We start from the raw sequence: 16410 nt of genomic DNA, 5'->3' as shown, positions 1-16410 counted from the left end.
GTGAGAGAATACATATTGTTTTACAACCAAAACCGATTTCAGAAAAAACTAAACGACCGTTCCCCGGTAGAATACCGGGAAACGGCCGCAGCTTAAATCTTGTCTTTTTTTGTACTGTCTACTTGACAGGGTTATGACCAATTCAGCGACTTCTCCAGCGTAACGATGTTCACTTGTATCTACATCTGACGATTGTTGGAACTTGCCATAGTTATGTTCGTTTAAGAAACGATAATTTCTTTTTCCATGATAAAATCATCCATTACATAGCCATGGCCAATATCAGCAACTTGTTCACGAACCGTCTGGAATCCTTTTTTCTCATACACAGCAATACTGGATTCGTTATGACGATTGACTGTCAACCAGATCAGGTTAATGCTGCGTTCAATACATAGTTGCTCCAGGAAAGCAAACGCTTGGCTTGCGAAGCCCTGTCCCCTATGTTCCTTGCCGATATAAAATTTACTCAGGAACAGCTTTTCCTCTTCTTGTCTGACTGACATGTATCCGACAGGAGAGTCATCACGTTGGATAAAATAGTATTCGTATCCCTGTTGATCGATCTGTTCCTTAATGGCTGACTCGGATTGGTATTTTTGGATCATGTAATCAATTTGCTCCAGGGTAATGATAGCTACATAATATTCCTGCCAAATTTCTGCGGCCAAACGGGCCAGCTCTGCCATTTCTTCTGATGTGCTAACTTGCGGAAATATAAGATTCATGGGGTTGGCCTGCCTTTCCTGGATCTCTCTGGTATGATTCAGACTCCCTAAATATTATCAAAAATCCCGATAGAATGTTAGTTACATCAAATTTTCATTTCTCTAACCTTCACCTTTACTTGAAAGTAAGGCTAGTATAAACTGAACGAAAATATAATCGTAGTACGGACTTTAATGATAGGTACTACCCGGAAGGATAGTGTACATATGAGTATGGCTGAATATAAAGGCAAAGTGAGGAACATCCAGGATACCCCTTTTGGTTATACGGTGTCTGTAATCGGCGGCAAATGGAAAATGGTCATTCTCTACCTTTTGGCCGAAGGTCAAACCGTTCGCTTTAATGATCTGCAAAGGCAGATTGGAGCCATTACGTATAGAACATTAAGCTCACAATTAAAGGAATTGGAAGCAGACGGTCTGGTGAACCGAAAGGAATATCCTCAAATACCACCCAAAGTCGAATACAGTCTCACAGCCAAAGCGGAGACGCTGCTTCCGATCATGGAAGAGTTGTGTGAGTGGGGTGTGAAGAATCAAAACAACTAATATGAAGCCATTCAATTATGTTTCAGGTTCAAATGTTGATCTATCGATCTCCACTGGTTCAATGGGATTAAACAAAAAAGGGTTTCCTTTTAAAAATTCTCTTATACACGCTTGAGCATATGGTTGTTCATCTATTAATCTTGAGGTTTCTTCCGGATCAGAAGCGTGATGACAGTAATTCTCAATCATAATCATGATAAAGAAACATTCCAAGTCCCGAATAACATCCGTTCCTGGTCTCCTCACCTTTTCATAACTTTGAATAAAAACCATTCGGTCTCTTGGATAAAGTCCCACTAGAGCACCTGCCAGGTCATAGAGAAAAAAGCCGTAACCACATCTTCCAAAATCAATGGGAAAAGGTTGATCACCCTTGAAAACGAATGTTACCGATATGCAAATCAGCGTGGATCATTCCGTAATTTTGTTTATTTACGTCCATATCGGCAAGTGTAGCGAAAATCTTTTCGGCAGCATGCTGATATTCTGTCCAGGCTTGATGTGATAGAAAACGTGTATAATACTGCTCCAGCTTAGCCATCTCACCTCTAAAAGAGTCTGCTCCCCAGACCGGCCTTACAAAACCCGGAGGTGAGATAAACTTGGCTGCTGCTTGATGAAGTCTCCCCATCATGTCTCCCATTATAGCTGCATGATTCCCTGTAATTTCACCGTTTAGATGCTCTCCTTCCACCCACTTCATCACCGTGACATACGGTCGTTTATAATCCTCAGCTGTGTCGATCTCCAGTACATAAGGACCTTTTATAGATGCTACTCCCACTGGGGCATATATCTCATCCAAAGCATTTAAAGATTGAAGAAAGATAAGTTCTGACTGGATTGCTTCCTTGCTCCAACGATCGGAATGAATGCGAAGCAAATACGAATCCGCTGTACTTGTTTCGATTTTGTATGTAATCGTATCCGACAATTGAATAAACTGAATGCGTTCCCACGCCAAATCATACTGCTGTAGCGCTGATAAAGCGACATTTCTGGCCCGTTGTAGCAGAGACTTTCTTTGCTCAGCCGTGTCATAGCGAAAAAAATCTTTCATGTATTTCCCACCTCTTTATATTTGTATTGGTCATGCATTCTGTCATAATTAATTATAGGTATCATGATGTATGCGGAATAGGTAATGTTTTATTAGAAACTGACTTTTACCTTTGTTCTTAACGTTAACCCACAATACTCGTCATTGGTGAAGTCGATATTCCTCTAAGAATAGAGAAAAACCATGACATTAAGATGCTCATGGTATTAATGTTCTTTAAATATGTAGAGATTTGAGTAGACGATCCTTGGTGCTTATTTAAAGTGAGACAACCAACAAAATTCGACGAATGGTATTTTTCTTTCTGGTTTAACAGGCAAGATAATGCTTCTTCCCAGCTAATAGAACGTAATAGAAGTAACTATTCTGATATCGAGGTGATTTAATGAAAGCTGTAAGTAAGTTGCTGTTCCTATGTATGATACCTCTATTATTGTCTGCCTGCTTACAAAACAAGGAAAGTAATCAACCGATCAATAATTCGGATCTAAGTCCTCCAGTTGAAATTTCACTTGAAGAGGCGGAAGCTAACATCCCGTTTGAAATTAAACAACCGTCAATTCCTTTCCAAGTTACTCAAAAATCAGCAAGGATTTTAGATACCAATGGTAAATTTGATGCAGTAGAAATCACGTATGCCAATACCGAAGAAGGATTGACCCTGATAATTATGATTACAAACTCAAAGGCTGATACGCCTCCGAATGGGAAGAAAGGTCTAAAATTAACTAACGGCTCGCAAACATGGGATCAAGGAAACGAACATGTAAGTGCCATCTATTGGAGAAACGAGGGTTTAACTTACTCTCTTGTTTCAGGAAAAAATAACAATCTTGAACCTTTATACGATCACCAAACATTAATTAAAATAGCAAATACAATTAAATAAATAATTTTGATAAGCTAAATCGTTACGGTAATGGGACACGATAGTTTAATTAACTGCCTTTCACATAAGGCAGTTTTCTTTCAGGGTAAAAAAACAACATTAAGATGTAACATAGCCTAGCGGTTAAAATCGTCAGGCTATCTACTGATTCCTGTTCGGTTGTTTATAAAGTCTTCAAAAGCATCTTTGTGCTGCTGGTTAAAGAGTTCTGGAACGAAATCAGGACTGAAAAATCTCAGTTCAATGCTCTCTTCATTACTAGCATCCAATTGACCTCCGATAACTTTTCCGCGATACATAAATGCGATAGTCTGAGCCTGATCTCCATTCGGATATTCATCAAAATACTTTGTATATATGCCAACCAAATCTCCTATTGATACAACTAAACCTGTTTCCTCTTTTATTTCCCTAATTGCAGTATCTACTGCTGATTCTCCCAGTTCCATTGCACCTCCGGGGAACCCCCATGCATTTCGATCCCGTCTTCTCTGAAGTAAAATTTCTCCTTTATTGTTCTCAATAATCGCCCCCGAAAAATTCAGGATAATCATGTCATTTCCGACCTTACTTCTGATCCATTTGATATAATCCATATTCCCTCCTCATTTAGAAGACATACTGATTAAACTCAGAGTTCGAGTACAGTTACAAGCTCACCGTGACACACTTCACCATTTTCGTTGAAGCCTAGGCTGTCGTACAGCTTTTTTGCAGCCAAGTTGTCTGGGCTATACGGAATCCAACATAATCGCGCAGGACCAGCTGGGAAAGTTCGAATGAACTCTATCGTTTTCTTCAGCGCTTCACGACCATAGCCCTGTTTCTGGTGCTCTCTGTCGATCATGAGCCGTAATATACAGTAGTTATTGTCAGCGATTTCAGGAAGATCATAACCGGTGATTCCATACGTAATCATAACAAAACCTACAGGTTGTTCATCAGCGTAAATTGCAAACGGAAAAGGGGAACCTCCATTGGTTGCAAGAACATAGCACGATGCGACACTTGAAAGATTGGATGCTACATATTTTTGCTGCTCATCTGCTACTTCCAAGTTAAATATGGCACGCCGGTTATCCAGTGTAATTTTTCTGAGTGTAATCATGATTAACCCCTTCCCTTCGTTACATAGAATCTTTAACTACCTCATTTGGCAAACTCCCTAATCGTTAGTCACCTCATGACTTTCAATTTCACTGTCTTTATTAAAATTCAGTCGTAATAAGCTGTCATCGACACCATAACCTGCTCTTCCCATGTAATACACATACTGAAGAGAAGGCTCATTTACCTTTTGTGCTGGTTCGCCAAGTAAGTCAATAATCTCCGTTTCTGTCATGCCAATAAGTTCATACTTGTTTTTCAAACTGTACACCATGCTATTTCTTTTCTCCGGTTCTGTTAACCAGGTTTCTTTATCAAACTGATTATTATTACATGCACTAAGAATTAGTAGTAAAAGTACAGAGAGCATCATTCTTTTCATGAGATAACCTTTCACCCATCTATTGTAGTAAAGATTTAAATATGTTTTTAAAAGATTGATAAACCTCCATCTTTACATTAATGTCTGAAAAAACTTGTCCTTCACTTCTATCTTATTGTGTTCTGCCCATTCATTCAGTTCCCTTAATCCTCCGTCCTCCTCATCCTTGTCAAAATAAAAACACAAATTCATAGGCACCAATCGCCGATTATTTAATTTAAAACCTATTCTTTTGTAACTCATATAAATAGATTCAATCTGAGAAGATTCATATTTATTGGCTTTTGAACAGATGACATAATCTGTTCCTAAAGTAAACGTAAGTTTAGTGAATAACATTTTCAGCAGCACGATGAGATAAGTCAAAATCATGATGGTCATAAACGAGTAGAAAAATTTGGACCCTTGATCATCGCTTACATTCAATCTAATAAAAAAAACAATTTCTAATATGGACATCGCTAGTAAATTTAATTTGGCCCTTGGATAGATTGTTTTAAATGTTTTTTCCATACCTTCTCTCCTTTCTCCATTAATAATTCAGCTTAAGCTATCATCCTAAATTCACAAAGGTTGTGTAAAATCCTTTCTAATTCTTTTGTAAATAGTTCACTTACTGACAGTTATGAAAGTAACATACTTATGATAACCCATATCACTCCAATGAAGAAGGATTATATAGTTAAGGGAATAAATTCAATATCCAAAATAATTAGTTGTCTACAAACAAAAAAAGTCGCCATATAGGCGACTTGATGTACAAATATTCTAAACAATGATATCTGAGCGGTGCTGCCATGTCACTTTCTCCTACAAAACGATGCTCTATTTCGCACCAGCTCGAACCAGAATCTCTTCAATTTCCTTGTAGCCTTTATTCTTCGCATGACTGAGCGGTGACACACCATCGCGATCCGAAATGTTCACATCTGCTCCATGATCAACGAGTAATTGAATCGTCTCCTGCTGACGTGCATTACCATCGTTTAATATGATTGCTTCGAGCAGTGCCGTCCATCCCAATTCATTAACATGGTTCACATTCACTGAAGTTTGAGTCAGAAGTTCACGCACGACATCCACATATCCATGCTCCGAAGCCGGAATAAGCGCTGTTCCTCTATATCGATTCGTGATCGCCGGGTCCGCTCCTGCCTCAATCGCAAGTTTCAAAATATCCAAGTATCCTTCAGCGCCAGCGTACAGAAACGGGTTATTCTTCATATTGTCCTGTACATTAACATCTGCACCAGCTTCAATCAACATCGCGGCTGATGCCAGATCATTATTGTAAGTCGCAATCATGGCAGCCGTTCTTCCGTTCTCGTCTTGAGCATTAATTTTTGCGCCCTCTTCGATAAGTTTTTCGATACTTTCGGTGTCTCTTTGCTCCGCTGCCTCTAACAACTGTATGTCCAGTGACGTCATCGACATTTTCTCCTCCAATGTATAGTCGTTATTCTGTTCAGACACGCAGCCTTGGACGAAGAAAATACTGCTTAATAGGATGACCATCATTAGCGACTTACTCATACTGCCTCCCTTCCTACGGTGTCACGATTACCGATGAAGCGACACTCCAGTCCCCTACTGGGTTTAATGTATAAGTAGTGTCTGGCGTCAACTTGCCATCATTGACAAGGTCAAACACTCCGGTTGCACCTTTTCGGCTTGAATATTTATAAGTAGCGGTCAGCACGTCACCGCTAGGTGATGTTAACGTTACATTTCGACCAGAGAACAGTTCGTCCCCAGGATCTTGCGCAAGCGTAACTTCAATTGAAGTTTCGCTCACAGCCTTAGCACTTGCAACCTCCAGCGCATCAAACGATCTCGCAGTGAATGAAGCATTGTCGATGTTCGCCCAGTCAGAAGAAACCGTATATTTGACGCCGGATTGCAGCGTTTGTCCTTCAGGCAAACGGAACTTCGGTTCTTGTTTGCCATCTGTCGATTGCGTGAACGGAACATATTTGCCAACGATTGGCTCGCCACCTTCTGGCGTAATTACAACTTGTCTTGCCTGCATGGAAGAGATGATTTGATATGTTTTGCCTCCTGCTTGTTCCTGATCATTCAGCACGAATGCATTAGCTCCTCGTCCGCCGCTGTAAGCCGAAATAATATAACCGTAATCCACTACACCGTGCTCTTGCAGTGCTTCAATCTCGAATGTATCGTTCGTTACTTGACTGGCAGTCGTCATATTTAACTTCGTATCACTGCCTTCGAAGGAACCAGCATCTTGGCCTTTATAAGTAAGGCTATACGTTTCCGCCGCATTTTGAACGGAGGTTGGGACGATATATGTCGCGATGGAGCCTGTTTTCAAACGAGGCATGTTGGTTAACGTCAGTCCACCACTGAATGCAAAATCCGTCTGAGCCTTGGCAAATACTTCATCCGCTGCTGTCAGCGGCTTGTCGAACGTGACAACTAACGTAATGGCATTCAGGGATCGAACACTCTGGATTTGAGCCTGGTCAGAAGGAATCGCCTGACGGGCCGTTTGCAGCAGCACCGCTGATTCGCCTCGCGTGGCCGAGCCGTTCTCAGAGTAGAAAGTGCTCATCCAATGGTGCACGGATTTTACGTCGCGCTGCATTGCTTTGGATACGACTTGTTCGAGTTCTGCATCCGATACTTGACTTTGCGGATTAAATTGACCATCGTTTGCCTGCATGATGCCGAGTTCAACGAGCTTTGATGCATAAGGTGCATACCACGCGTTCGGATTCACGTCCGTCAATTCGACGTTTTCTCCTGTCTTGCTCTCCAGATTAAATGTTTTATACACCAGTGACGCTAACTCTGCACGGCTAATGGCTCTATGTTCACCCATGGATTGATCGGCATATCCGTTCATGATTCCCAAGCTGTTCAGTTCTTTGACAGCAGCGTCGATCAGCTGATTGGTAAGCTGTGTCGTTGCTGCGGCAACGTTAGTCACGTATGTAGCTGCATGTACTTGATTAGAAGTTAATGGGAATACAGCAGTACCTTATGCAGTTATGGTTAGAAATGTAGCGATTTTTCGGGTTGTAGGATTCATGTTTGAATTCCTCCTCTATAGGTTGTAGTTGCCTGTACCTATAGAATAGAGGACAAAAAGAAACTCCCAAGGACAAAAATATTAACAAATTATAAACTGAATCTAATTTTTCTCGAAACTTATACGGTGAACCGGTAGCCCGCGCCCCAGACGGTTTCAATGTAATCCGGATTTTTGGGATCCGCCTCCAGCTTCCCACGCAGTTTGCGAATATGGACGGTAACCGTTGCAATATCACCGCTGGAATCCATGCCCCAAATACGCTCAAACAGATCAGACTTGCTGAATACCCGGTTTGGATGACTCGCAAGAAATACGAGCAGATCGAATTCCTTGGTTGTAATCGCCACCTCTTCTCCATTGGCAAAAACGCGGCGTGATCCCTTGTCGATGTGAAGACCGCGAATTTGAATTTCATCCTGTTCAGCTGGTTTGCTTTTGCCTAGGAGTCTCTCGTATCGGGTCAAATGAGCCTTTGCTCTTGCAACCAACTCGCTTGGGCTGAATGGTTTAGTGATAAAATCATCGACGCCCAAGTTGAAAGTCCTGATCTTATCGATCTCTTCCTTTTTCGCGGAGACGACAAGGATCGGCACCTCCTTCACCTCGCGAATGCGCCTGCACAATTCAAAACCGTCCAGTCCCGGAAGCATCAGGTCCACAATGATTAGATTGAAGTTTCCCTCCAGTGCCCTCTTCAGCCCTTCATCTCCGGTATGGCAGAGTTCCACAGAAAATCCATTGAGCTCAAAATAGTCTCGTTCCAGTTCCGCTATCGTTGTTTCGTCCTCGATGATCAAAATGTTAGTCATTGCCTCTTATCCCCTTCTCGTCCATCAGCCGTTTCAGTTTAATATAAATGATCGTACCTTCACCCTGTTTGCTTTTCGCCCAGATGAAGCCTCCGTGACCATCAATGATTTGGCGGGCTATCGCCAGTCCCAACCCACTTCCGCCTGTTGATGAATTGCGGGATTGCTCTGCCCGATAAAAGCGTTCAAATATATGAGGCAGCGCCTCTTCCGGTATTCCCTTCCCATTATCCTTAAAAGCCATCGTAATCCATTCGTCATCTGCTTGAAGCGTGATGCCGAATCGCTTGTTTTCATTTTCCATATATTTGAGTGCATTATCCACTACATTCACAACGGTGCGTTTTAATTTATCCAGATCCACAGAAGCCATGACCGGACGAGACGCCTGATTATCCCAATCCAAGGCAACTCCCTTGTCCTCCAGATCGTATCTCAGCTCTTCAATGCTGTCTTCAAGGAAATCGACGAGGTCTACCATTTTGAACAGGAACGGCTCTTGATTCAAGTCGAGCTTCGAATACAGAAACAGTTCATCCACCAACTTATCCATACTGACTGCTTTGGAGTGAATGATATTGACGTATGTCTCCATTTTCTCGGGCGTGTTGGCTACTCCATCACGAATGCCCTCGATATAGCCTTTAATATTGGTGATCGGTGTGCGAAGGTCATGCGAAATGTTGGAAATCAGTTCTCTGCGGTTCACTTCGTCTTGCTGCCGTAACGCATTCGAGCGCTGCAGCTGATTCCGCATGCTTTCAAAAGCCTCGCTGAGCTGTCCAACCTCGTCGTTGGAATTGAGCTGAAGCTTAAAGGATAGATTCCCATCCTTAATATGTTCGGCTGAAGTCTTCAGTTGATTCAACGGCTTAATGAAGCTGCGAGTGATCCAGCGGAACAAGAGCAGGTTCGCAATGATGAGAACACCGATAAGCAGGAGTGACATCACAGGTAACAGCTTGCGCGTAAGCTCCGCAAAGGGACTTCTCTCGCGAATGACGAAGATGCTCCCCCGTTCTCCATCTGAATACTGAAAATCAAATTTGGCATACGCGTAGAAACGTTCACTGATGTTGAACGTGCTCCGAATCTGATAATTGTTAAGATCATAGGCAGGCAGTGCCTGCTTCAGCTCAGGCTGGTTGAAGGTCAGCGATTCGAAGATCTGGCTATTCTCCCGTCTGACGTAAAGCCCTGACTTCTCGGCTCGAAGCTTCATATCGTACTCACGCAGCAAAACCTTGTTTTGCAGCTCGTCGGGATCATTTTTGGCCAAAAACTTCATCTCTTGAAAAATCGCCTCTCCCTGCTCAGTCAGTGGATTGATCTGATAATGTACCTTGTAAATATCGCGAAAACTCTGCAGATCCCCTGTGGCCGCAATCGTATACAGACTTGCCGTAAGCAGGATGAACAGCAGACTTATAACGAGCATGCCCGTGAAGGACAGCAGCATTTTTATTCGAATTGACATGGGTTCCCCTTCTTAAGATGCTATAGGATTAGTTAGTGCACATGTTAACACAAGATCGATCCCATTGCCCATATGTAAAAAAGAGTGCCCGCATTCGCAAGACGATTCGTTATGTTTGTAACCAAGTTAGTTCTTCAATTAAAAGAAAACACCCATATTCAGGAACAAACCTGGTACGGGTGTTTTGAACGTTTTTTTGAAAACATCGGATTCACTGGCGTCTCGCGCTACTACGAAAAATTTTAATGTGAGACTTCGATTTCCTTAAGTACCTTCGCTGGATTACCTCCAACAACCATGTTGTCCGCAACATCCTTCGTTACCACAGCTCCGGATGCAATGACGACATTGTTCCCGATGGTCACTCCTGGATTGATAATGGCTCTTCCGCCTACCCAAACATTATTACCGATCGTTACCGGTTTACCATATTCGGGACCTTTATTTCTTTCAAAAGGGTCGATCGGGTGTGTGGCCGTATAGATATGAACACCTGGTCCAAACATGCAGTGACTGCCTATCCGCACCTCACAAACATCCAAAATGGTACAATCAAAATTGGTATAGAAGTGGTCGCCCACATGGATATTGTAACCGTAATCGAACCGGATGTTGGGTTCCATGCCTATATGCTCCCCCGTTGATCCCAACAATTTCTTCAAAATGTCTGTCCTGAGTTCCTCATCCGTTTCGTTACTCTGATTAAACATGCGTGTCATTCGCCTGGCATATGCACGATCACGCGTCAATTCAGGGTCCCAGGCCATATATAGTTCTCCATCCAGCATCTTCTGTTTTTCCGTTTTCATCGTATGTTTCACATTCCTCTCTATTTTCTAATCATCTACGTTACCTCCGCTTTTCCACCAATTCCAGCGCATAGGAGAGGCTTTCCAGCGTCATCGTAATTAATCCGTACATATAATCCTCATCTGGTTCGTCCAACAGTCTGAACTGTGGCATATGCATCTCTGGTATGTACTTCTGGCATTCATTGCGGATAATATCCACATCTGCTGGCTGTACCAGACTGCCCGTTAATGCAAGTGTTTCCGGGTTCATAACAACAATCAGGCTCGAAATCGCACGGGCCGCTAGCGGATGAAAGGTATCTCGATTATGGAGCTGCCTGAACTGTTCATCCGGGGTCAACCCTAACGGTAAAAAGGCGATCTCTCCGGCAAACCGGGTATTTCCCCTGTGTATGTGTCCATCAATCATGATGCCTGCACCTGGAAAAGAGCCCTCAATGAATGTGGCAACGACAATGGACTTCTCATCTTCGTATTCCTGCTTCTGATACAGTCCGTAAACGGTTAAGTTCATGTCGTTTTCTACAATAACCTCAACACCATGTTTTTCTCGTATGGAGGCAGCGAGCGGAACATGAACCAGGTTTGGGATATCCGACACATTGATGACTCCTTGATGAACCGCCCCTGGAACACCAATACCCACAGCTCGGATATGCGGATAATTCTCTATAAGCCGATCAATCAGCTGATAGATGAATGCTTCATTCATTTGCTCTATTTCCGTCATCTCGCACCCTTTTTCCACCGTCTCTCCTGCCAGATTAACAACGGCATAGGAGATGGAGTGGTGATCGATTCCAGCCTTGACCATAAGACAAACGATATAGGAATAGTTTTCGTTATATTTATAAATCTGAGCAGGCCGACCTCCACTCGATTCCTCCAAATCGAGCTCTACGAGTTCACCCGCATCCAGCAGATCGAGCAATATGCTGCGGCAGGTCGCGACACTCAAGCCTGTTGCCTGCGCCACCATGGACTTGGTACCTTGTTTCATCGTTTTTAACGTTTGCCGCACCAATTCCTGGTTCATTTTCTTAACTCGCATCGTGTTATTTGTAATAGGCCCCTTCGTCATTATTTCACCTCCAACCACTTATGAAAATACTTTCGTTAAGTATTAACATAATTGATTTTTTCAGTCCTGTCCACACATTTAATCATTGGGACATCGTACAAAGCATGACAATTCTATGAATCAAAATTCCTTAAGAACAGAGTTTCCCTTTGGGCAAAATTGCACATTGGGCAACGAGTTGATATGATAGATGTATTCTTTAACTCATTGAATGAACTGGAGGTGAGACCCATTGAAACAAAGTTTACGTGCCATTAAGAAAGAAGCCACTGCAAGTGCTCTGTCTGAAGCTGCATTCCAATTAGCATTAGAGCATGGAATGGACGGATTTGTAGTTGAGGATGTCGTGCAGCGTGCCGGATACTCGCGAAGAACGTTTGCGAACCACTTCTCCTGCAAGGAAGAAGCTGTGGTTATGGCAGGCGAACATTTTCACAGGATGGACGAATACTTCGAAATGATCAGTAACCTCCCCGAAGATACAACTCCGCTTGAGGTCATGTATCAGTTCATCAAGATGCAACTGACTGAAGAAGTTCTTCGTCGAATTCATCAGATTTTGGAGTTGTCCAAGTCTTATCCGAGCTTAATGCCTCACACACTTACCCTGTTAAACCGCCTGCAAAATGGAGCTAAAATGATGTTAAGTGAATTGTTCGGAGACCGCTACCCGGCTGGTTATAATCACTTTCTTGCAGGAGCTGTTTGTGCAGCAATCATCCCTATGCTGGATGGCAGTGTCCACGTACAACTACCCGGACTCTCTTCAGAAGAAAAGGAAGAATCTATTTCATTCGATGAGTACATAGATTCGATGTTTAAGTATTTGCGAGATGGATTTTAGAACAACAGAGATAAAAGGAGAGAAATCAATTCGATGTCTAAATTACTCTACAGGCTGGGGAAAACGGCTTACGACAAACCGTGGTATTTCATTATTGGTTGGATTTTGGTGCTCGGCATTGTAGGCACTGCGCTTGGCATGAACGGTGTGCATGTCTCCTCGGACATTAAACTCGAAGGAACAGCATCCCAGAACGTTCTGGACAAATTGGAAAAAGAACTACCTGAAGCCTCTGGCGGCCAGGGAAGTGTGATATTTAATATTCCTGAAGGCGAGCGGCTGGATACGCCGGAGAATCTGGCAGCTATCAGTAAGGCAGTAAGCGAGGTCTATAAAAACGATTATGTAATTAATCCTGCCGAGTTAGCTGCTGCAAGTGGCGCTGATGCCGCAGCCATGCAAGAACAGGCCAGTCAAAGTGCGGCTGCAGCCAGCCAAGCGAGTGCGGATCCAAGCAACCTGCCTCCTTATGGCCCCTTGATGATTGATGGAATGCCTGTACCCGGGGTGTTGATCTCAAACGCTGGGGATGTTGCTCTATTCCAATTTCAATTCACCGTACAACAAAACTCCCTGCCAAAAGGTGTCACGGATTCAATAGTGAATGCCGTAAGTGAAGCTGAACAAGGTACAAACATCACGGTATTACCTAGTGATTCCTTAAAAGAAGTGGGTATTCCGATCGGAACCAACGAAATCTACGGTTTGGTTATTGCGGCAATTGTGTTGTTCATGACGCTTGGTTCTGTCGTTGCCGCAGGTTTGCCGATTGTCATTGCCCTCTTTGGAGTGGCGGCTGGTGTTGGTGGCGCATTTGCCGTATCCAGTTTCGTAACGATGACATCCTTTACACCTGTTTTGGCACTCATGATCGGACTTGCAGTTGGTATTGACTATGCATTATTCATCGTCAATCGTCAGCGGAGACTAATTTTTGACCAAAACCTGAATGCACGCGAGGCAGCCAGCAGAGCGGTCGGCACTGCAGGTAGTGCCGTGTTCTTTGCAGGATTAACGGTTATCATTGCGCTTTGTGGAATGCTGGTTATTGGTATCACCTTCCTGAGCATGATGGCCATTGTTGCATCAGTTACCGTACTCTTCAGCGTACTTATCGCCCTAACTCTTCTCCCGGCATTGCTGGGTCTTCTGGGTGAGCGCATCTGCTCTCGTAAAGCAAGGGAGAAGAATCAGTCCAAAGCACACAAAAAATCAAACGGATTTGCGAACCGCTGGATCTCTGGTGTTGTGAAATTCCGTTGGCTTGTGATTGTAGGCGTCATTGTTATTCTGGGAACTGCTGCAATCCCGGTTGCCAAAATGGAACTGGGTATGCCTTCAGGTGCTACTGCCAACCTGGACACTACAGCACGTCAAAGTTATGATGCCATCACAAAAGGTTTCGGTGAAGGTTTCAATGGTCCCCTGCTCATTGTCGCCGAACCAACAGATGCTTCCAAGACTGTATCCCTGCAAACATTGGGCAGTATCGCACAAGATCTGCAACAATTTGAGCATGTCTCTGTCGTGACACCTGCCGGTGTAAGTGAAGATGGCAAAATGGCGATTTTGAGTCTTATTCCGGATTCAGGTCCAACAGACTCAGCAACCAAGCAGCTTGTTGAAGAATTGCGTTCCCCGGACTCTTCCATTGCGGTTAATCACGACATGAAACTTGGCGTTACCGGACTGACAGCGGTCAACATTGACATGTCTGCCAAACTGGCTGAAGTTTTCCCGGTATATATCGGAATCATTGTTGTTCTATCCCTAATCATTCTTCTTTTGGTCTTCCGGTCCATCCTCGTTCCAATCAAGGCAACGATAGGGTTTTTGCTTAGTATTCTGGCCACGTTCGGTCTGACCACTGCCGTATTCCAATGGGGATGGGCGAAGGCATTGTTCGATTTCGATACGGGTGGTCCTCTGCTTAGCTTTATTCCAATCATGGTTACAGGGATTCTCTACGGCTTGGCCATGGATTATCAGGTCTTCCTGGTATCCTCGATGAGGGAATCTTATGTACACGGTCATCGTGGTAATCAAAGTGTTATGAATGGTTATCAGATGGCAAGCCGAGTTGTGGTTGCAGCTGCCATTATCATGGTGTCCGTATTTGCAGGATTCATTTTCACACATGATATTATGATCAAGCAGATTGGCTTCGCCTTGGCCCTAGGGATTCTGATTGATGCATTTATTGTTCGGATGGCACTGGTTCCAGCTGTAATGTCTCTCTTTGGAGATAAGTCCTGGTGGCTGCCAAAATGGCTGGATCGCTTACTTCCTAACCTTGATGTTGAAGGCGACAAGCTCATTGCTGAACTCAATGCCAAAGAAAAACAGTAAGGTAATTCTGACGAAAATTGTATTTAGCCTCTGTCAACATTTAGGTTAACCTGATTTTTTTTAATCCAATCAATGATTGTGTTAACTAACCATAATCAATCAAACAAAAGCACTTTCTTGGTCTCATCCTTGTCTGGCGACAGGGCTGCATGACCTTGAAGGTGCTTTGTTTATGTGGAATAGTTTGAGAGGGTTCATTTTACCCGTTCATGCACTAAGTCTTTCTGAAAAGCCAGAACCTTATCCCAGTCGCCACTGAAAATAGGGATACTGTAATATCCCACTCTTTCATAAAGTGCTGCAGCTTCCGGCTGAAGCGGCCCCGTTTGGAGCTTCAAATTGGTATAGCCAAATTCAGCAGCAAGACGCTCAGCTTCAGCTAGGATGGCTTGGGCAACTCCTTTGCGACGATAAGCGGGCCTTGTGTACATGCGTTTAACCTCAACGGATTGATCATCCAGCGGCCTGATGGCCCCGCATCCCACCGGATGCCCATCCAGTCTGGCAACAATGAAAGCTGCGCGCGGCGTTTCGACGTCCGATTGCTGAAAGCCTGCGGTTCCATCTCCTCCATATAGCAGGCCAAGCTCAAGGCTCAATTCCCTGATCAACTGTTCCGAATCCTCACTGCGAACATCCTCAGCAGCCGCTCGTACGATCAACGACATTTCACAAACCCCCTTAACTTTATTGGTTTTATTGGCATTACAGTATATATATAAAGTAACACCCGTATCAGGCAGCGTCAATTGTTCCATCAATAGATCTTTTGAATAAGAGATTTTCCACAAAAAAAGCCGCCAGTTGGCGACTTGATGACCATAATCTCGTTCTGATTGTAATGCACAGTCTAACAAGAACGAACGATAAGGACTTTATTTTAACCACATAAAAACGGTTATAATCACGACGATAACTACTCCGGTACCGATCCAACCCAAACTCCCCACCAGCTCTGACAAGTTCCCAAATTGTGCACGATCCAATCCATCCTTGAATGTGCCGACAGCATTTTCTTGAAGTTCTTCTTGTCTTAAACGCTCTCTTTTTCTTTCCGGAGTTTCTTGATCTGTGTTCATCATTATCCCTCCTATAATTCAATGTACATCAATCACACAATGATCTCCATGTATTAGTATCCGTTTATTTATCATAACATATGGAAAAGACCTCCAAAAATTATGATCAACATATCCACTTCCTTTGATATAGCCTTAAGCTATAGCTGGATATAATTTAATGGAATTACTTTATAACTTCTTTTCTGT

General features: G+C 43.3%; 20 protein-coding genes. 5 read left to right on the top strand and 15 right to left on the bottom strand.

Annotated elements, in window-relative coordinates:
• Entirely contained in the window at nucleotides 1-96 is a 96-nt protein-coding gene (locus HP552_RS04180; RefSeq protein WP_376768939.1) for an IS3 family transposase, read from the top strand.
• A 125-nt stretch (nucleotides 97-221) separates the two neighbouring features.
• Here HP552_RS04180 and HP552_RS04175 read toward each other — a convergent pair whose 3' ends face one another.
• Nucleotides 222-728 carry a GNAT family N-acetyltransferase gene (locus tag HP552_RS04175; protein ID WP_175394368.1) on the bottom strand — a complete coding sequence of 169 codons (507 nt, stop codon included), beginning with the start codon at nucleotides 726-728 and terminating at the stop codon, nucleotides 222-224.
• A 207-nt stretch (nucleotides 729-935) separates the two neighbouring features.
• On the opposite strand from HP552_RS04175, the gene HP552_RS04170 reads away from it, so the two are divergent.
• A complete protein-coding gene (locus HP552_RS04170; protein ID WP_175394367.1) occupies nucleotides 936-1277 on the top strand; it encodes a winged helix-turn-helix transcriptional regulator in 342 nt (113 codons plus the stop codon).
• 15 nt (nucleotides 1278-1292) lie between these two features.
• On the opposite strand, the gene HP552_RS34835 is transcribed toward HP552_RS04170, so the two are convergent.
• Nucleotides 1293-1574 (bottom strand): hypothetical protein, encoded by a 282-nt coding sequence (locus tag HP552_RS34835; protein WP_246310751.1) that lies wholly within the window; start codon nucleotides 1572-1574, stop codon nucleotides 1293-1295.
• Between the two features lie 70 nt (nucleotides 1575-1644).
• Nucleotides 1645-2337, bottom strand: coding sequence for a phosphotransferase enzyme family protein (locus tag HP552_RS04165; RefSeq protein ID WP_246310750.1), 693 nt, complete (start codon nucleotides 2335-2337; stop codon nucleotides 1645-1647).
• A gap of 385 nt (nucleotides 2338-2722) precedes the next feature.
• Between HP552_RS04165 and HP552_RS04160 the strand changes: the two genes are divergently transcribed.
• A complete protein-coding gene (locus HP552_RS04160; RefSeq protein WP_175394366.1) occupies nucleotides 2723-3226 on the top strand; it encodes a hypothetical protein in 504 nt (167 codons plus the stop codon).
• A 137-nt stretch (nucleotides 3227-3363) separates the two neighbouring features.
• Here the strand turns inward: HP552_RS04160 and HP552_RS04155 are convergent, their stop codons facing one another.
• The 10 genes from HP552_RS04155 to HP552_RS04110 all read right to left on the bottom strand — a co-directional run bounded on the left by HP552_RS04155 (nucleotide 3364) and on the right by HP552_RS04110 (nucleotide 11949).
• Nucleotides 3364-3822 (bottom strand): NUDIX hydrolase, encoded by a 459-nt coding sequence (locus HP552_RS04155; RefSeq protein ID WP_175394365.1) that lies wholly within the window; start codon nucleotides 3820-3822, stop codon nucleotides 3364-3366.
• A 35-nt stretch (nucleotides 3823-3857) separates the two neighbouring features.
• A complete protein-coding gene (locus HP552_RS04150; protein ID WP_175394364.1) occupies nucleotides 3858-4334 on the bottom strand; it encodes a GNAT family N-acetyltransferase in 477 nt (158 codons plus the stop codon).
• Between the two features lie 57 nt (nucleotides 4335-4391).
• Complete coding sequence (locus HP552_RS04145; protein ID WP_175394363.1) at nucleotides 4392-4715, bottom strand: hypothetical protein; 324 nt, start codon at nucleotides 4713-4715, stop codon at nucleotides 4392-4394.
• A gap of 72 nt (nucleotides 4716-4787) precedes the next feature.
• Nucleotides 4788-5228, bottom strand: a complete 441-nt coding sequence (locus tag HP552_RS04140) for a hypothetical protein (RefSeq protein WP_175394362.1) — start codon at nucleotides 5226-5228, stop codon at nucleotides 4788-4790.
• Between the two features lie 312 nt (nucleotides 5229-5540).
• Nucleotides 5541-6248 carry an ankyrin repeat domain-containing protein gene (locus tag HP552_RS04135; protein ID WP_175394361.1) on the bottom strand — a complete coding sequence of 236 codons (708 nt, stop codon included), beginning with the start codon at nucleotides 6246-6248 and terminating at the stop codon, nucleotides 5541-5543.
• A gap of 13 nt (nucleotides 6249-6261) precedes the next feature.
• A complete protein-coding gene (locus HP552_RS04130) occupies nucleotides 6262-7665 on the bottom strand; it encodes an S-layer homology domain-containing protein (protein ID WP_312884202.1) in 1404 nt (467 codons plus the stop codon).
• Nucleotides 7666-7886: 221 nt separating this feature from the next.
• A complete protein-coding gene (locus HP552_RS04125; RefSeq protein ID WP_175394360.1) occupies nucleotides 7887-8579 on the bottom strand; it encodes a response regulator transcription factor in 693 nt (230 codons plus the stop codon).
• A complete protein-coding gene (locus tag HP552_RS04120) occupies nucleotides 8572-10056 on the bottom strand; it encodes a sensor histidine kinase (protein WP_175394359.1) in 1485 nt (494 codons plus the stop codon). Before HP552_RS04120 ends, HP552_RS04125 begins: the two co-directional genes overlap by 8 nt.
• 242 nt (nucleotides 10057-10298) lie before the next feature.
• On the bottom strand, nucleotides 10299-10865 hold the full coding sequence (locus HP552_RS04115; protein ID WP_175394358.1) for a sugar O-acetyltransferase: 567 nt from the start codon (nucleotides 10863-10865) through the stop codon (nucleotides 10299-10301).
• 40 nt (nucleotides 10866-10905) lie between these two features.
• A complete protein-coding gene (locus HP552_RS04110) occupies nucleotides 10906-11949 on the bottom strand; it encodes an ROK family protein (protein ID WP_175394357.1) in 1044 nt (347 codons plus the stop codon).
• A gap of 232 nt (nucleotides 11950-12181) precedes the next feature.
• Between HP552_RS04110 and HP552_RS04105 the strand changes: the two genes are divergently transcribed.
• Together HP552_RS04105 and HP552_RS04100 are read left to right on the top strand one after the other, a co-directional pair.
• Nucleotides 12182-12793, top strand: coding sequence for a TetR/AcrR family transcriptional regulator (locus tag HP552_RS04105; RefSeq protein ID WP_246310749.1), 612 nt, complete (start codon nucleotides 12182-12184; stop codon nucleotides 12791-12793).
• 33 nt (nucleotides 12794-12826) lie between these two features.
• The gene (locus HP552_RS04100) at nucleotides 12827-15142 is read left to right on the top strand and encodes an MMPL family transporter (protein ID WP_175394356.1); all 2316 of its coding nucleotides are present in this window, start codon (nucleotides 12827-12829) and stop codon (nucleotides 15140-15142) included.
• A 194-nt stretch (nucleotides 15143-15336) separates the two neighbouring features.
• Here the strand turns inward: HP552_RS04100 and HP552_RS04095 are convergent, their stop codons facing one another.
• Together HP552_RS04095 and HP552_RS04090 are read right to left on the bottom strand one after the other, a co-directional pair.
• Nucleotides 15337-15810, bottom strand: coding sequence for a GNAT family N-acetyltransferase (locus HP552_RS04095; RefSeq protein WP_175394355.1), 474 nt, complete (start codon nucleotides 15808-15810; stop codon nucleotides 15337-15339).
• 207 nt (nucleotides 15811-16017) lie between these two features.
• Complete coding sequence (locus HP552_RS04090) at nucleotides 16018-16224, bottom strand: DUF6366 family protein (protein WP_312884201.1); 207 nt, start codon at nucleotides 16222-16224, stop codon at nucleotides 16018-16020.
• Between the last annotated feature and the right edge of the window lie 186 nt (nucleotides 16225-16410).

The organism is Paenibacillus xylanilyticus (genome assembly GCF_013359935.1).
In the GTDB taxonomy this organism is placed as follows: domain Bacteria; phylum Bacillota; class Bacilli; order Paenibacillales; family Paenibacillaceae; genus Paenibacillus; species Paenibacillus xylanilyticus.
Note: the sequence above shows the minus strand (reverse complement) of the source record. Positions and strands in the feature narration are given on the sequence as shown.